Annotated in this window: 20 protein-coding genes; 11 read left to right on the top strand and 9 right to left on the bottom strand. The window is 47.8% G+C overall.

All coding sequences use genetic code 11. The features are described 5' to 3' along the window. Position 1: 1 nt before the first annotated feature. Positions 2–1,591 carry a hypothetical protein gene (locus VJ249_01140; protein HKZ93171.1) on the top strand — a complete coding sequence of 530 codons (1,590 nt, stop codon included), beginning with the start codon at positions 2–4 and terminating at the stop codon, positions 1,589–1,591. Between the two features lie 4 nt (positions 1,592–1,595). Next, entirely contained in the window at positions 1,596–1,769 is a 174-nt protein-coding gene (locus VJ249_01135; GenBank protein HKZ93170.1) for a hypothetical protein, read from the top strand. A gap of 19 nt (positions 1,770–1,788) precedes the next feature. Here VJ249_01135 and VJ249_01130 read toward each other — a convergent pair whose 3' ends face one another. The 4 genes from VJ249_01130 to VJ249_01115 all read right to left on the bottom strand — a co-directional run bounded on the left by VJ249_01130 (position 1,789) and on the right by VJ249_01115 (position 6,294). After that, positions 1,789–3,156, bottom strand: coding sequence for an alpha-glucosidase/alpha-galactosidase (locus VJ249_01130; GenBank protein ID HKZ93169.1), 1,368 nt, complete (start codon positions 3,154–3,156; stop codon positions 1,789–1,791). 131 nt (positions 3,157–3,287) lie between these two features. Then, positions 3,288–3,656 (bottom strand): VOC family protein, encoded by a 369-nt coding sequence (locus tag VJ249_01125; GenBank protein ID HKZ93168.1) that lies wholly within the window; start codon positions 3,654–3,656, stop codon positions 3,288–3,290. A 533-nt stretch (positions 3,657–4,189) separates the two neighbouring features. Next, on the bottom strand, positions 4,190–5,860 hold the full coding sequence (locus VJ249_01120; GenBank protein HKZ93167.1) for a DUF362 domain-containing protein: 1,671 nt from the start codon (positions 5,858–5,860) through the stop codon (positions 4,190–4,192). Positions 5,861–5,982: 122 nt separating this feature from the next. Beyond that, entirely contained in the window at positions 5,983–6,294 is a 312-nt protein-coding gene (locus VJ249_01115; GenBank protein ID HKZ93166.1) for a hypothetical protein, read from the bottom strand. A gap of 480 nt (positions 6,295–6,774) precedes the next feature. Between VJ249_01115 and VJ249_01110 the strand changes: the two genes are divergently transcribed. After that, positions 6,775–7,206, top strand: a complete 432-nt coding sequence (locus VJ249_01110; protein ID HKZ93165.1) for a hypothetical protein — start codon at positions 6,775–6,777, stop codon at positions 7,204–7,206. 437 nt (positions 7,207–7,643) lie between these two features. On the opposite strand, the gene VJ249_01105 is transcribed toward VJ249_01110, so the two are convergent. Both VJ249_01105 and VJ249_01100 read right to left on the bottom strand, forming a co-directional pair. Next, the gene (locus tag VJ249_01105) at positions 7,644–8,462 is read right to left on the bottom strand and encodes a hypothetical protein (GenBank protein HKZ93164.1); all 819 of its coding nucleotides are present in this window, start codon (positions 8,460–8,462) and stop codon (positions 7,644–7,646) included. Between the two features lie 173 nt (positions 8,463–8,635). After that, positions 8,636–8,935, bottom strand: coding sequence for a cupin domain-containing protein (locus tag VJ249_01100; protein HKZ93163.1), 300 nt, complete (start codon positions 8,933–8,935; stop codon positions 8,636–8,638). A gap of 167 nt (positions 8,936–9,102) precedes the next feature. Between VJ249_01100 and VJ249_01095 the strand changes: the two genes are divergently transcribed. Further along, entirely contained in the window at positions 9,103–9,315 is a 213-nt protein-coding gene (locus VJ249_01095; GenBank protein HKZ93162.1) for a hypothetical protein, read from the top strand. A gap of 23 nt (positions 9,316–9,338) precedes the next feature. Further along, positions 9,339–9,869 carry a hypothetical protein gene (locus VJ249_01090; protein ID HKZ93161.1) on the top strand — a complete coding sequence of 177 codons (531 nt, stop codon included), beginning with the start codon at positions 9,339–9,341 and terminating at the stop codon, positions 9,867–9,869. Between the two features lie 23 nt (positions 9,870–9,892). On the opposite strand, the gene VJ249_01085 is transcribed toward VJ249_01090, so the two are convergent. Then, complete coding sequence (locus VJ249_01085; protein HKZ93160.1) at positions 9,893–10,384, bottom strand: hypothetical protein; 492 nt, start codon at positions 10,382–10,384, stop codon at positions 9,893–9,895. Positions 10,385–10,617: 233 nt separating this feature from the next. Next, on the bottom strand, positions 10,618–11,076 hold the full coding sequence (locus VJ249_01080; GenBank protein ID HKZ93159.1) for a hypothetical protein: 459 nt from the start codon (positions 11,074–11,076) through the stop codon (positions 10,618–10,620). Positions 11,077–11,305: 229 nt separating this feature from the next. Between VJ249_01080 and VJ249_01075 the strand changes: the two genes are divergently transcribed. From VJ249_01075 to VJ249_01060, 4 genes are all read left to right on the top strand, one after another. Beyond that, the gene (locus VJ249_01075) at positions 11,306–11,569 is read left to right on the top strand and encodes an AbrB/MazE/SpoVT family DNA-binding domain-containing protein (protein ID HKZ93158.1); all 264 of its coding nucleotides are present in this window, start codon (positions 11,306–11,308) and stop codon (positions 11,567–11,569) included. After that, positions 11,550–11,972, top strand: a complete 423-nt coding sequence (locus VJ249_01070; protein ID HKZ93157.1) for a type II toxin-antitoxin system VapC family toxin — start codon at positions 11,550–11,552, stop codon at positions 11,970–11,972. The genes VJ249_01075 and VJ249_01070 overlap by 20 nt, the downstream gene beginning before the upstream one ends. Before the next feature lie 163 nt (positions 11,973–12,135). Next, the gene (locus tag VJ249_01065) at positions 12,136–12,435 is read left to right on the top strand and encodes a nucleotidyltransferase family protein (GenBank protein ID HKZ93156.1); all 300 of its coding nucleotides are present in this window, start codon (positions 12,136–12,138) and stop codon (positions 12,433–12,435) included. Beyond that, positions 12,432–12,776 carry a DUF86 domain-containing protein gene (locus VJ249_01060; protein HKZ93155.1) on the top strand — a complete coding sequence of 115 codons (345 nt, stop codon included), beginning with the start codon at positions 12,432–12,434 and terminating at the stop codon, positions 12,774–12,776. The genes VJ249_01065 and VJ249_01060 overlap by 4 nt, the downstream gene beginning before the upstream one ends. A 51-nt stretch (positions 12,777–12,827) precedes the next feature. Here VJ249_01060 and VJ249_01055 read toward each other — a convergent pair whose 3' ends face one another. Continuing rightward, positions 12,828–13,043: a DUF2283 domain-containing protein gene (locus tag VJ249_01055; protein HKZ93154.1), complete on the bottom strand. Its 216-nt coding sequence runs from the start codon at positions 13,041–13,043 to the stop codon at positions 12,828–12,830. A 468-nt stretch (positions 13,044–13,511) separates the two neighbouring features. Here VJ249_01055 and VJ249_01050 point away from each other — a divergent pair, with 468 nt between their 5' ends. Together VJ249_01050 and VJ249_01045 are read left to right on the top strand one after the other, a co-directional pair. After that, positions 13,512–13,784 carry a hypothetical protein gene (locus VJ249_01050; GenBank protein HKZ93153.1) on the top strand — a complete coding sequence of 91 codons (273 nt, stop codon included), beginning with the start codon at positions 13,512–13,514 and terminating at the stop codon, positions 13,782–13,784. Beyond that, positions 13,775–14,029, top strand: a complete 255-nt coding sequence (locus tag VJ249_01045; protein HKZ93152.1) for a DUF2283 domain-containing protein — start codon at positions 13,775–13,777, stop codon at positions 14,027–14,029. Before VJ249_01050 ends, VJ249_01045 begins: the two co-directional genes overlap by 10 nt. Positions 14,030–14,071 lie beyond the last annotated feature (42 nt).

The following is a 14,071-nucleotide window of genomic DNA, read 5'->3' as shown; positions in this document are numbered from 1 at the left end:
AATGAGCCTAGCCTTGCCTGTCTGCGCGGTTGTGTTTGGCTCCGTTACGCCTCCTCAAGGCGACGTGGCTGAGCTGAGGGTGCACTTGGGCTGCACGGATGAAGTCTCAAGCTTCGAATGCCTTCTGCAGAATTTCGATAAGAAGTACAGCCTAGGCGGTTCTTATCCGATTGATGTTGGCGTGGACGGCAGCATCAGCATAGGCAGAGGCGTCAACTGTCCCCCAGTCGCAACGATAACGGTTGAAGAAATCAAGGCGCAGTCAAGCTCTCTGGGTGAAAATTACCTGCGCGTCTTAGGCAGATGCTGGGGTGAACGGCTCTTCCGCCGCGTTGTAACCAAGACGTATGAGAATCAGAAAGGCGAAGCCATCGTTAAAGACTTGGTTGACACTTTCATCGGGCTTTCACACGTCAGAAACTCTATGGAACTTGTCGAGGGCACGGATACGACTTACACCAAGCTTGATTATGAAAATGCGCCTGCCTTCGACATATTGAAGTACATTGCCAACACAGCTGACAAAACGGGCGCAATTGGCTACGACTTTCGAATAGCGCCTGATGGCAAATTCGAGTTTTTTCCAAGAAACGGCAAGACATCGCAGGTAAGCCTCGCCGACCGATTGGAAGTCAGCGAATACCGTAAAAGCGTCTTCAGAAAACGCGACAAAATCATGGTTTTCGGAGCCGCTGAGAAAAAGTATCCAAGCGACGGCGACTCTTGGACTGAAACGCTTGACTTCAACAGCGATGCGATAAACGATTGGGTCAGCGGCACAGGCACGGGCAACGTATCGCTGGACAGCGCAAACAAGGCTGTAGGCGCGTACAGCGTGAAGCATACTACGAGTACACCCGACTATTACGGACGACTACGCCTCATCATCCCCTCCGGCTGGGAGCCCAATCTGAACAAGTATCCGTCGTTGCAGCTTCTAATTAGGTTTGAATCAGCCTTCAGCGGCCAAGCAACGATTACTCTCGAAGACAATAGTGCGAAGCTCGTTTCCCGAGAGTTTCAAATTCAACCTGACAAGTGGTATCCGCAGAAATGCAATGTTGGCAAGAAATACGCGGACGAATGGTGGGGCGATGTTTTAACCTTCAACTGGGAAGTCATCAGCGAAGTTTGGTGGGACATGCACTTCAGCGGAACTGGCACTGGCAGCTTTTGGGTTGACAATCTTTTCTTTAACAGGGCTCGATGGAGCGCCACTTACGGTTTAGGCATGCGTGAATTATCGGAAACTGATGAGGAGTTGCACAGCGACAACGAATGCCTACTGCGAGCCAAAGCGTTGCATGAGCAGCTGAGCAGCCCAAGTGAGTACATTCGAGTTGCCAGCGACGTGATAGATTACGGCACCACGCCCATTCTGGCAGGCGACAAGATCTGGGTGACTCTGCCCAACGAGAACGTTGACGGCTACTACCGCGTTACAAGCGTTGAATACCGTTTGCTCGCTGACACCCAGACGCTGGAAACTACACTGGAGCTGGGCAAGGAGCCACTTTTGCTGGCTGACTACCTGTACGCTCTGAGGAGCAAGGCTGGAAGCCTCTCACGATACAAAATCGGAAGGCTATAGAGCCTTGGACAAGAGCAGGAGAACGGTGGTTGAAGTTCGAGACGACTTGCACCGAGAAATCCGAAAACTAGCTTTGCTAAACGACCTGCGCATATACGAATTGACAAACGCCATCATAGAAGAATACCTGAAAGACCAAGAAAAAATCAAGGCTTTAATGAGAAAGCTACAACTGTGAGGCACGTGCTCTTGACTTTCTACCATCTGTAGTGGGCGGCTGCTTCAGAGTTCCAAGGCTGCGCCAAAAGTTCGTCCAGCAACGCTTTACAGGTTTCAAATGATCGTGCTCGAGGATCGTCCAGAATCGTGAGCAGTAGGCTTCTCCGGTCTCCGTTCAGAAACGCCTGCAAAGTTCTTTCCATCATTTGCATTCTTGGCATCATAACATGCAGAACAAGCCGTTCAGGCAGCTTGCCAATTCTTGTTCCCCTAATGCCTTTTGCGCTTACATTTGTTGGGATTTCGACAGCCACGTCGTCAGATATGTTACTGATTGCGCCTTTGTTCGGGACGTTGAGGTACAGAACCGCTTTTTTGTCGTTCGCGATGGCGTCGATAAGAGGTATATGCTGCTCTCCACTTGCCGCTGAGCCATACGCCTTCATCAAAGAAGCTGCTGGGTTGCTCATCAACCTCTTCATCTTCTTGAGCGAGTTTTCAAGCAGCTTCAGGTACGTTTTCCATCCGATCTCAGAGTCAAAACCGCCAGTTGGACCGAAATACCTCTTCTTAGCCTCCAGATCCGAGTGATACCACCAAGGCGACGCGGATCTTAAAGTGTCTCCAATTGGAAAAAGACCGGACATTCTGTACATATCTACCGCTGCAGGTGACAGCTGCTCAACAGACCATGGTGAACCTTGCAGATACTCTCTGCTTTTCCAGTATCTTTCAGCTTTGTTCTTTATCCATTCGTCTATCAGCGGGTAGGCATCTTGCCCATTGTGCAGAAACTTGGTCAGCCAGATGCAGTGGTTGAAGCCAGCCATCTGAACTGTAACGCTTTCACGGTCAAGTCCTAGGGCATTCACAATGTCTTTGTATGCGAAGTGTCCATGGCAGACTCCGACCACCTTGATCTTGGTCTCTGTAGCTACGAGAGTAGTTCCCTCGAAAACTGGGTTTGCTGTTTCTATAAGCCAAGATTCGGGACAGACTTCCTCCATGTCTCTTGCTAGGTCCAGGAAGAATTTGAGTTGGTGGTAAGCTCCGATTCCGCCGTAGTAATCGTTTACTCTGTCGCCTATGCCCCTGTAGAAGCCGTGGCGTTCAGCTATTTCGCGTTCGGCTTCCATCGGCTCGTAACCGCCTACTTTCACCGTGCAGAGCACAAAGTCAGCGCCTTGTAACGCTTTTCTTCTATCGGTGGTTTTCGTGAACGATAGGTCGGCTTTTGTCTCTTTCCTGTATCTCGTGGCAAATGCATGTGCCATGTCCAAGCGGTCTTTTTTGACATCCATGAGCACAACCGTGCTGTCCCATAGGCTCTTGGTACCGCACAGATCACGCACAAAGTCACTTGAGAATACAGCACTGCCAGCGCCGATGATGGATATTTGAACCATGCCGTCTAGTTCCCTGTTGGTATCCCTTAAAGCATTCTCACAAACTTGTCAGCGACAACAAAGCGCTGCAAATCGACAACGCACGAAGCTCTAGAAAGAAAAAAAAGAGTTTTGATGATTTGCTTTGATGCTTATTTTGCTGACTCGTCTGCCTGCATCATGCCCCAATGGTTTCCTTCAGGATCTTTGAAGTAGGCCATCCAGCCGACGCCGGGCACAGCCCTTTTCTTAACCGTGATTTTTCCGCCGTTGGCTCTGACCTTCTTTATGAAGTCGTCAATTGAAGGAACATCAATGGTGTTGACTGTGGCTGGTTCAGGCTCAGTTCTCTTGGAAAGACCGCCGTCAATTCCCGGCTCCTTCTTATTGCCAGTCGTAATCAGCCAGTATTCCACTGGACCTTGCCACTTCTCAATTTTCCATCCAAATGTCTTCTCATAGAATTTTATGGCACGCTCAGGTTTCTTTGCGTCAATTTCGAAGTGCACAACTCTTGGCAAATGATTTCACCCTTTTTCAAATCATCTTTCACTAGTGGACTGCGCATATAACCTAAACGCTTGTAACTGCCCATCATGCCTAGACGCTTTTAGCCCAAGTGTGGAAACACTTCACGCATTGAAAATGCTCCACAGTCCTTTCGCGTCTTACCCCAGCATGTTCTCCAGAAAGGCTTGAAACCCAGCGAAACGCCTCCTGGTTCCCACACTTAGGGCACAGTTGAACAACGCGGCTTCGATGTTCACGCGGCCTGTCAACAACGTAAATATCGCTTAGCTTCTTGTCCAGAATGCTTTGTTGCCTCGGCGCACTGCGAGGCTCTGATGAAACTACTTTGCCACATCTTGGGCAGCGAGATCCCTCAGCTGTCTCCTTCATGTATGAACCGCAGTTGTCACAGAACCTCACTCAAGCCACCACTCTCCTTTGTTGTCTCGAAGCTTACACAACTGCAAAGTTAACCAATTCTACGCCGAGCCCAAAAGGAGCGCGCATGCACGCCAAGGGGCACCTCTTTTCTTTTACTTTAAGGCTAGGTTTTGCCGTAGTTTTCTCTCACAGCCACCAAGTCCCACTCGTCAACTAAATCGTCGCTGTTGAAGTTGCAGTATGCATTCCAGTTTGGCTGAGATGGACTGGAGCCATAGGCTTTGCCTAATAGATAAATGTCCAAAACGTTTACCTTCCCATTGCGATCCACGTCGCCAGCAGGTATTTCTGAGCACGCATACACGTTCATGTGGTTTTCGTCGATTGTGACATTGTACCCTGCGGAGAGGATTTCATTCTTGGTCAGGTTAAGCCAAGTACCAAATGCCGTGTCTTCGTTCAGACCTGTCGCGTTTGTGCTGTCTGGATTCAGCGTATGGGTGTCATTGTATCCGATTAACTGTGAAGTTTGCACAAGCACGTGTTTGGTGGCCCAGTAATCAACGGCCACGGGATCTGTACTGGCTACCAAAGTGTTGACTCTAGTTGCGTACTCATAAGGAGTTTGCGGTCCTCCCATGGTGGATGGAGGCGCGTTTGCGTTTACCCATATGGCGTCAACAATGTTCAATGTTGGCAATCCGGTTTCAATCATGAGAGTGCCCATTCCGCCTGTCGAAACCGAAACGTGCCCGTTGCCCAAACCTCCCTGTGCAAAGGCGCCCTCTGAATTGACGCCCATGTAATGCTTCACGGCTACTGTGACTCCGAGCCAGTTGTTAGTTTTCAGAACTGGCATGTTGATTACTTTCAATCGTTTTTCGTAGCCTGTTCCGTTCCAGATGCCATGCTTGAAGCTAAGGTAAGTTCCAAACAGGGTCCGAAACTTCGGATATGTAACATAGATTCCTGTCTCCGGGTCTGGCGTGTCATAGAGTATGTAGCCGTCGTTCAAGTCTCCTTGCGCGTACTCGCTTACTCTTGTGCCTCGAATAGGTTCCCAAGAGTATGTTGATACATTATGCGTGGCTGAAAACATATTAACCACGTCTTGAGTGGATTGCGTGGAGTCTTCAGCGTTGTTCGCATCCCAGTTCATGTTTCCGCGACCTTGTCCGTTGTCAGAGATTACAACCTCGCCGGTGAAGCCGTCTGGATGATCGATTATGGCTTGTATGAGTTCTTTCTGCATGTCGGTGTTGGTTCCGCCCCTTTGCCCCCACTGCATGTTGATCTTGATTAGGACGACGTCGTTGTGAGCGACTAAGCCGTTGAGACCCCTGTTGGTTCCAGTTGTGCTTGATTTGTAGAAGAGCAGTCCGCGTGACCCCATTAGATTGAGAAGTTGATTGATGTGAGCGTTTGCCCGCCCGCTAACTGTGTAAATGTCTGAAGCCGGAAAAGCAGTGGCATTCCTCGATGCAAGTGCGAGTTTTATCTCCTGGCTTGGATTCACTGCCTGCGCGGGTTGCAGAAATCCCAAGAAAGGTTCGCCTACCAAGAAAGCTGTTGCCAAAATGCTCAGCAACGCTACGGCGGCGCTTCTCTTGGACAACCATTTCTTTGTGTTCACAAGGGAACAGGCTACTGAAACTGGCAAGAAAGCGCCGAAAATGGGTAAGCTGTTTGCTAAAGCTGCCTTTTGGCAGGGATACGTTATCCGCGATGGCTTTGTACCTGTGCGGAAAATGAACCACATGAGGCTGGCTAAGCCTACAAGCAACAAGCTGTTCATGATCTTCGCTGATCTGCCATCATTAAGATGCTTGTTCATAGAGACTGTGCCTCTTCTCCTCTTTGTGAACAGAATGTAGGCTGGGCTTTATACTTTCTTGCTGACTCGATATCAACGGAAAACTGGGCGGTTTGCGCCAAAGCTTCGTTGACAGAGGCAGTCTATTTGGAGAGTTTGATCAGGCCGAGGATGACCAAGATCACGAATGCTGCTTGAAACGCACTCCTCACTATGAAAAGGTATGCGGAGACAACTCCGATTTGCTCCAAAGTATATCCCTGCGTCCTTAGTCGCACAATGAAGTAAGGACCCCCCAAAGCCAGAGTCACAATAGCTGGGATGGCACTTATAATGAAGGCAGCGCTTATCAAGGCAAATCCGGATTTCCGGTTTCGCTTGAAGAGAAAAGCTGTAACTAAACCCACTAACACTGGAAACAAAATTGCCACTACGTCGGGAACAAACTCTATCATGTGGGACACCTTTAACCTTCAACCATGTGTTTCTGAAAGCCTTTTTGAACCTTGTTATTCACAGCGCGATTAATCGACCCTTCAAAAAGTGCAGAAACCAAGGTCTTTTGTTCAGCTCTTTGCAGAAGGATGACGTGAAAGAAGGGAGAGACCACGTTTTTCTCTCCTTTCTCTCTCTTCAGGCGGTGCGGTGATCGCGTTGTTGTAGGGAGGGAGACTGTTTGCCTATGACGGTTTCCCGCACCAAGAAGCAGCTCTGAAGCTAGAGGAATAATAACGTGATGCAAGAATCTTCTGCATGCGCTCTACTAAGAAGATGTTTCCCAAATTGCTGGCTTTTGCCAAATTCACAGTTTGTGGATAAAGAACGAACCATCTGGTCAGTTGGCACGCACATATGAATCCAGCCTACATAGTTGTAGGTCATAAAACTTAGTTGTGTAGGTTCGCCCAGAGTCATCGAAGAAGTGGCTTTCGCCCATGCTGAGCTTCTCTTACTACTTGCACGAGAAGGCTGAGGAATCACGTCATAGCGAGTCCGTAGCCTACTGCATAGCCATTATGGGGTCGGTGTTTCTGACTGGCGGAATAATCCAAACGCTTGTGACGGTGCAGAGGCCGCAGTGGTTCCTTATATTTCCGTATCAAATCGGATCTTCTCCCTTGGATTTCTTGGGCTTAGGGTTCACGCTTATCGGCGTGATGCTTCTTCTCGCCGGGGTAATTCTTGGAGTTCACTACGGCGCACAAAGACTGTGGTACACAAACGCCTTGAAGGACGCATACAAGTTCGAAGAGGAAAAACTGAGAAGCCGGATGAAGAGTCAGAGCGCGATCCCGGAGTTGCCAGTTCAACGTGCCACGGAAAATCCAGAGCTTGAAGCCGCAAAAGCGCCTGAAGCAGCCCCATGACGCATTGTTCTCTTGGTTTGCTTCCTTTCGAGCATAAGGATTAAGCCATCTGACAAGAAGTCCTGTTTTGATGCCTCCTTTGGACCATGACACTAACCGAATGAAGAATACAAGAGAAATAATGATGCGATCAGAATGGGAGAAAGCCTTCAAATCGTAGGACAAAGTTGCACCAAAAAAGGGGAACAAGGGCGCTTTCAGCCACATCTTGAACCATAAAGAGCAAATTCGCCTATTTTTTCTTTCCGCCCTTCTTAGTCTTCCCTTTAGCTTTCTTAGCCATCATTTCAGTTCAAACTAACTGTTTAAGTTCATTTTGTATTTAAAATTTGTTGTAGACCGTGTTTGCTGGCGTTTCAGGAAGATTAGGTTTTATCAACGTCTTCACTGCATGGAATAAAGCATTTTTAAGTGTGTTTTAGATGCAGCGTCATGCTTCAGAGTTCTTTTGTGTGGGTGTGGAATGCAAGTGCGAAGAAAATGTAGCCCATCTGGAAGAACAGTTCTAGCGGATGCCCGGCGTAGTAGGTTCCCGAGAGATTAGTGTAACTGAGTATCAGGTCGCCGAACACGTTCATCAAAATGCCCGCGTTGAGCAAAAGCCAAGCGCCTTTAAGCCTTCCTTTAAGCCCAGTCATAGTGAACACGAGAAGTCCCAGCATCGCTTGCGCAAACAGTAGCAAGTCGAATATGGGGTACGCCACGGTCACGAACACTGTTGATAGATTCATTGTGGGTATTCTGCCGCGTGCGAGCAATAGGATGGAGGGTATTATGCCTGCACTTGTGGGCAAGGTAACGGCTGCAGAAATGGCCACGATTTTACCCGATATTACGTTGTGAAATAACCCGAGGTAGACGAAAACTGACAGGAACAGGGCGCAGTAACCCACGAGTCTGTACACGTTCGCGATTGAAGGATACGGATTAGACATGCTCAAGACGAGCGTTTGAATAGCCCAAGAGAGTTCGCTCAGGAACCAGAACGTCATGCCTATGGCGAAGCAGAGCCAAATTCTAGACAGAGTGCTATCAAGGTTTTCCCAATAATGCCGCAGGGCTAAGCCAGAAGCCACGAGAGCAATGCCTGCTACAACTGGACGCAGGAGATTGGAGAAAGCGGTTAAGGAATCAGAATGCCCCGCGAAAACATAGATCAGAGCTAAACCCAAAATGAAAAAGAAAGCCAGCCAATAGAGCATTTTCAGTTTGGAATCAACGCTCCCGGTTGACATATGGTCGCCGTCGTTCTTCATGGGTTTCACTTTGGGAAAGCTGTTGCATCCCTTCTGCTCAAATAACGGTTTAATGCTTCTGAATGTTGAATCGTTATTTAAGGAACAGACTTGAAAGGCACGTTGGCAGCGACAACTTGCTCTAGACTATTCCGCTTCTGCCAGACACATAGAACATTGCAGCGGGTGTTCTATTAGTGGTGAGGAACCAAACACAGAAACTTGAGCACAGTCTTGCCTGCATTCTTGAATTGGTGTTCAGCGTTGGGCGGTATGAAAACCACATAGCCAGCAGTTGCCCTCTTTTTCTTGGCTGCACATGTGACTTGGCATGTGCCTTCCAGAATGTAGACTTCGTGTTCCCAATCGTGACTGTGCAGTGGAGAATAGCCTTTGGGCGCGATTTCGAAGAGGCGCATGGCAAAATTTGGGGCGCCCTCGTCTTTTCCGATTAGCCAGCGCACCTTTATTCCCTCAGCTCCCCTTTCCTGCATGGTTTCAAGCTTCACCTTTGAATGATGAACGCATTTGAAGCCCATCCTCGGTAATACGCTCCCGTTTTCTGAATACTGTAGGTTGTCTTTTAAGATTGTCCATGCCTTGTTGGAGAATGTTTCTTAAGGGTAGGCGCCGCATTTTGTAGTCTAGATGCGTGCTTGTCTTGAACAAGGATAAGGATTGGCTGCGGCTAGGCAGGTTGAAGCCTGAAGTCAAGGTGAACATGGCGATTGACATGACTGATGCTGCAGTGCGCATCTGTGCCGACGGGATAAAGGCTCAGCACCCAGACATTACTGAAGAGGAGCTTATTGAGCAGCTGCGAGAAAGATTCGCTTGGATGAAACGTTGGCAAAAACGTGAACGCGGGGTCTAGGGCTGTTGGAGGCTTTCTATAATTTGATTAGAAGGGTCGTCAAAGGCTTCAACGAGGCCAGTTTAGACTATGTGTTTACTGGTGCCCTAGCGGCTAGTTACTATGGTGTTGCCCGCACAACAGTTGACGTCGACATTATGGTCTATGTTTCTGGGGCAAGCCAGCGGGCTAAGCTTATCTCTGCCTTGAGGCAAGCTGGGTTAAAAGTTGATGCGCGGACTGTTGATAAAGCGCTCCAGTCTGGTTACCGAATAGCCACGTTCAAGGACAGCAAGTCGGCATATGATGTTGATGTTATTTTCTCGCGTGAACGGTTAAAGAAACGGGTGGGCACGGTTGCGGGTTTGTCCGCTTTTCTCCAAGTGCCTGAAGATTTGATTTTAGCCAAGCTTCGCATGATTAAAGCTACTGTGCCCAGAGCGAGAGCTTTGAAGGATGAGGAAGACGTGCGGGCGACTTTGAAGTTTACCAAAGTGGATATAGAGGCTGTCAAAAAGAAGGCACGAAGAGACAGTACACTGTCGATATTTGAGTTGGTAAGAGGCTCAAGTTGAGTGTCGAAGCGCATGCGCTGGGTTTAGCCGTGGGGAGACAGTATCAAGCCCTCTAAGGCTAGTATTGTGGTGGGGACATCATCTATCATTGTTTGGTATCCGTTGAATGCACCCATTATTTTTTGTGCCTCGTAGGCGCCTGTGCCGTGTCCCACAGCTTGTCCTGATGTGTAGAAGTAGCCGGTGATTACGCCCGTGAATGAGCCTTGAAAGGTTCCTTCAGCTGTAGTTATCGTGAATTTTCCGTGCATGAAGCCTTCTCCAGTGTTCAAGTCGAGGGTTGCACCTTGTATGATTGCTAATGAGCCTGTGAGGTCTCCAGTTACTGTTCCTTCTGCTATTGCTCCTTTGACCTGTTGAACGCCGTCGGAGGTGATCCAAATTTTGCCCGGGCTTGTCGGGATTAGGGTAGCTTGGGCGGTGAACGGTGTTTTTGTGGCTGGTGCCGCTGCCATTGGAACTGCTGTGAAGAGTAACGCTAAAGCAACGAGAAGGATTAGAACTGCTTTCTTCATTTTTTTCACTTCCTCCAGGTTTGGGTACTTTTTTTCATTGCGCCCCACGCTCGGCGCTTGGAAGAGAGAGGTCAGCAGTCCTTTGATGAGTGGTGCCAATGCAGCAGAGAAGCAGTGAAACCCTTTTTCTCTTCCTATTATAGGAAGGAGTGTCCTCATTTAAGATTTGTGAAAGCTTTTTCTAAACGGTTTAATGCGCATCGCGTTCGTCTGTCTTCGTGTTTGAAGTGCGGCTAGATTTTTTGTTTGTCCAGGACGGTTCTGAAGGCTCCGTGCTGGGGGCATTTGAATAAGCCTATCTGCAGTTGTAGTCTTTGGCCTTTTTTGTCTGGGCGTCCGGTCATTTTCCATGTTTTTTCGGGTTCAGCGACTTTTGTCTTGCATTTTGGGCATTTGGCGCTGTTTCCGTTTGCTGTGGCTGTGCCTGCGAAGTACATTTGTCCTTCGACGATTTTGACTTTGACTTTTCCGTTGCGGACCATTTCTGAGAGTATGGTGGTGAAGTCGGCTACGGCGAAGGTTGAGATTTTGGAGGTTTCGAGTGTGCTGAAGTCGGTGTCGAAGTGGACGCCGGCCATTATTTCTTTGGATGTGAATGCGTTTTCTTTGCGTTCGTTGAGGAATTGGGTTATGTCGTTTTCGATTTGGGTGTGGGGTTTGCCGGTTTGGAATTCGGTTTTGTCTATGGGCATATGGTTTTTTCCTCTGTTCTGTGGGTTGGGTTCATTTTAGTATTGAGTGTTGACGCGTAATAAATAAGACTGTTTTGGTGTTCGACGCAGATACACTTGCAGCCCTTGGGTGCACGTGCCTTTTTTCTGTTGAGTTTTGATGACCTATGCGGCTGGTTGATTGTTTACGTTTGCTGCTGGGAAGAAGACTTATATTATGGTTGAATGATGTGTTTTGTGGTGAAAATGGTTGAAATCTGGGGTGGAAGTTAAGAAGGTGGATTCTCAGGGTCGTGTTATCCTGCCTGCAGATTGGCGTGAGGCTGAGATTGATGAGAGTCGGGAGCTTTTTGTCATCAAGAGGAAGGGGTATTTGAAGTTAGTTCCTAAGCGTCGTGTTGATTTGACTGAGGATTTTGACAGGGTTGATCTTGGGGTGGAGTCTATTGGGGACTGGAAGGAGTTTCAGAAGAGGTTTTTTTTGAGGGACGTTCATGAGGTTTTTGGACGCTAACGTGTTCGTTTATGCCTATTACAAGCCGAAGAAGCAGTTGACGCAGAAGGAGAGGCAGATGAAGGAACAGGCGAAGAAAATTGTCGCTGACGTGTCTCAGGGAAGAGAACAGGTGATTGTGACTGTGGTGCACTTGTCTGAAGCGGTTAACATACTCAAACATGGCATGCCTCTGGAACGCTTGACTAACCTTGTTCGCGGCTTGTTCATGCTTGACAATGTGACCGTTCATGGTGTGAGTCGTGAAGCCTATTTCGCGGCAGTTGAGTTGGGGGATGATTTGAGGCTTGAAGCTAACGATGCCCTAGCCGTCGATGTCATGAGGCAGAGCAATGTGACGGAAGTGTTCACGTTTGACGAAGATTTTGATCACGTGGAGGGGATAACTAGGCTGCCTAAATAGACTTGGACGTTGTCTGAGTTTATGTGATTCTGTTGCTTAGATTTCCAGTGACTTCGCTGGTGGCGTTGCTCTTCGATTTCCATGATTCTCTTGAGCATGAAGGTTTTGGGCAAAAGATTTGAGTTAAGGAATTTATAAGGTGTTACTGGCGGTGAGGACCTTGATGAAGGGTATTGAGGAGATTAAGATGAAGCTAGTTGAATTGAAGCCCATGTTGAAGGAGGAGTTCAAGGTGCGGACGATTGGTGTTTTCGGTTCTTACTTGAGGGGTGAAGCGAAGAGGGGCAGCGACCTTGATGTTCTGGTTGAGTTTGATGAGTCGGCGGGTCTGAGTCTTCTGGATTTTGTTGGGCTGGAAAATTACTTGAGTGATGCTTTAGGTGTCAAGGTGGATTTGGTTGAAAGAAGTGCGCTTAAGCCCAGGATTGGGAAGCGTGTTCTGGAGGAAGTTGTGAACGTATGAAGGAGGAGTTTTTGGATTATGTGGATGATATTGTTGAGGCGATGGGTGATGCTGTGAGGTTTATTGAAGGCTTGGAATACAAGGATTTTGTGAAGGATAAGAAGACTGCTTATGCAGTTACGAGGGCTGTGGAAATCATTGGAGAGGCGGTGAAGAAGATTCCAGGTTCAGTCAGGAAGCGGTATCCGCGGATACCTTGGAAGAGGATGGCGGGAATGAGAGACAAGCTGATCCATGAGTATTTTGGAGTTGACTTGAGGCGGGTTTGGAACACTGTCGCAAAAGACATTCCCGAATTGAAGCCAATGTTTGAAAAGATTAGAAAGGATTTTGAAAAATGAAAATCCGGGCTGGAAGGGTCAAGGAGCTGCGCAGGTTTTCTCCCGCGCAGTTCACGCGGGTATTTCTACACTGAGTTTTTTCTTGGTTTCGAAGTATTTGCTGAAGTTTGTTATGGTTATGCCGATCATTTCTCGTGTTTTGGGGTCGCGTCTCACCACTATGTAGGGGTCGATTTCTTCAGAGACTGCTTTCCTTGGCTTGCCGAAGCTGATGTAGACTGTGTCTGCTTCTCGGTCGTAGCTCATCACTATTTTGTCTTTTTCCAAAGAACCTTGCCCCTTCTTACTCTCTCTGTAAAGTATGCCGTTATTATAAAACCTTCTTGATTCAAGATTTTAACCACAGCTGCCAGGTATTTTGATGTGACTGAAGTGGACTTGAAAAACCGGTAACATATTTTAGTGTCTTTTGTGGCGCCCTCAACTACGATTTCAGGATTTTCTAGGGTTTTTCTTATTTTGCATTTTCGCCTTCGACCTCGGGATGGAAGAAGACCGTGTGCAACCATTGAACTTGGGTGAATCTGATCGTTCGTTTATCATAAGCCCTAACCTCGAACACTGTGGACATTAGTTACCCTCTCGATGTCTTTCCAAACGTTACGAATTGCTGGATAGTTAAGTGATTCTGTTGCTTAGCATTTCCAGTGACTTCGTCGTATCTTTGTTCTTCGATTCAGCGTCATCAAACATAAATTTGGATAGCGTTGATAGTATTTTTGCAAGTGAATTCTGATGATTTTATTCACTGATCACGCTAGGGATAAGCTACAGAAGGAGATGAGGAAGTTTGGCATCACCGAACGAGTGGTGAAGCAGGTTGTTAGCAAGCCTGATGAGATGCTTTTTGACGCTTTTGTGAACAGGTTTGTGGCTGTGAGCTGGAGGCGTAGCCTGGCGGTGATTCATGAAAAAGTGAATACTGACTTTGTTGTCATAACGGTAATATATAGCACGCAGCTTAAAGACATCGTGGACAGAAGGAAAAGGACTGGAAGATGGATATAGTCTTAAAGTATGATCCTAAAGCGGATATCTTAACTATGAAGCTTAGGGAGGGTGCTATTCAGGATGAGAAGCTTCTGGATAGCGATGTTCTTCTGGGTTTTGACAAGAAAGGCGAACTGGTTGCCTTAGAGGTGTGGGACGCGTCGAAGCGAGGCTTGTTGAAAACGCTCAAAGACTTGGCTAATGAGAAACGGGAAGTTGTGGAAGCCTTGCTTCATAGGAAATCAAATCGCGGGCACTCTTGATTCTGTCGGCACAGATCCAACAGATTGCCTATCTTCTATGTG

Source organism: Candidatus Bathyarchaeia archaeon, assembly GCA_035283685.1.
GTDB lineage: Archaea > Thermoproteota > Bathyarchaeia > Bathyarchaeales > Bathyarchaeaceae > DATETJ01.
This window is presented reverse-complemented; position numbering and strand designations above follow the sequence as displayed.

Coding starts and splice junctions, on each gene's coding strand:
- VJ249_01140 (HKZ93171.1), top strand. CDS start 2: ATGAGCCTAGCCTTGCCTGTCTGCGCGGTTGTGTTTGGCTCCGTTACG.
- VJ249_01130 (HKZ93169.1), bottom strand. CDS start 3,156: ATGGTTCAAATATCCATCATCGGCGCTGGCAGTGCTGTATTCTCAAGT.
- VJ249_01120 (HKZ93167.1), bottom strand. CDS start 5,860: ATGAACAAGCATCTTAATGATGGCAGATCAGCGAAGATCATGAACAGC.
- VJ249_01115 (HKZ93166.1), bottom strand. CDS start 6,294: ATGATAGAGTTTGTTCCCGACGTAGTGGCAATTTTGTTTCCAGTGTTA.
- VJ249_01110 (HKZ93165.1), top strand. CDS start 6,775: ATGCTGAGCTTCTCTTACTACTTGCACGAGAAGGCTGAGGAATCACGT.
- VJ249_01105 (HKZ93164.1), bottom strand. CDS start 8,462: ATGAAGAACGACGGCGACCATATGTCAACCGGGAGCGTTGATTCCAAA.
- VJ249_01100 (HKZ93163.1), bottom strand. CDS start 8,935: ATGCAGGAAAGGGGAGCTGAGGGAATAAAGGTGCGCTGGCTAATCGGA.
- VJ249_01085 (HKZ93160.1), bottom strand. CDS start 10,384: ATGAAGAAAGCAGTTCTAATCCTTCTCGTTGCTTTAGCGTTACTCTTC.
- VJ249_01080 (HKZ93159.1), bottom strand. CDS start 11,076: ATGCCCATAGACAAAACCGAATTCCAAACCGGCAAACCCCACACCCAA.
- VJ249_01070 (HKZ93157.1), top strand. CDS start 11,550: ATGAGGTTTTTGGACGCTAACGTGTTCGTTTATGCCTATTACAAGCCG.
- VJ249_01065 (HKZ93156.1), top strand. CDS start 12,136: ATGAAGGGTATTGAGGAGATTAAGATGAAGCTAGTTGAATTGAAGCCC.
- VJ249_01060 (HKZ93155.1), top strand. CDS start 12,432: ATGAAGGAGGAGTTTTTGGATTATGTGGATGATATTGTTGAGGCGATG.
- VJ249_01050 (HKZ93153.1), top strand. CDS start 13,512: ATGATTTTATTCACTGATCACGCTAGGGATAAGCTACAGAAGGAGATG.
- VJ249_01045 (HKZ93152.1), top strand. CDS start 13,775: ATGGATATAGTCTTAAAGTATGATCCTAAAGCGGATATCTTAACTATG.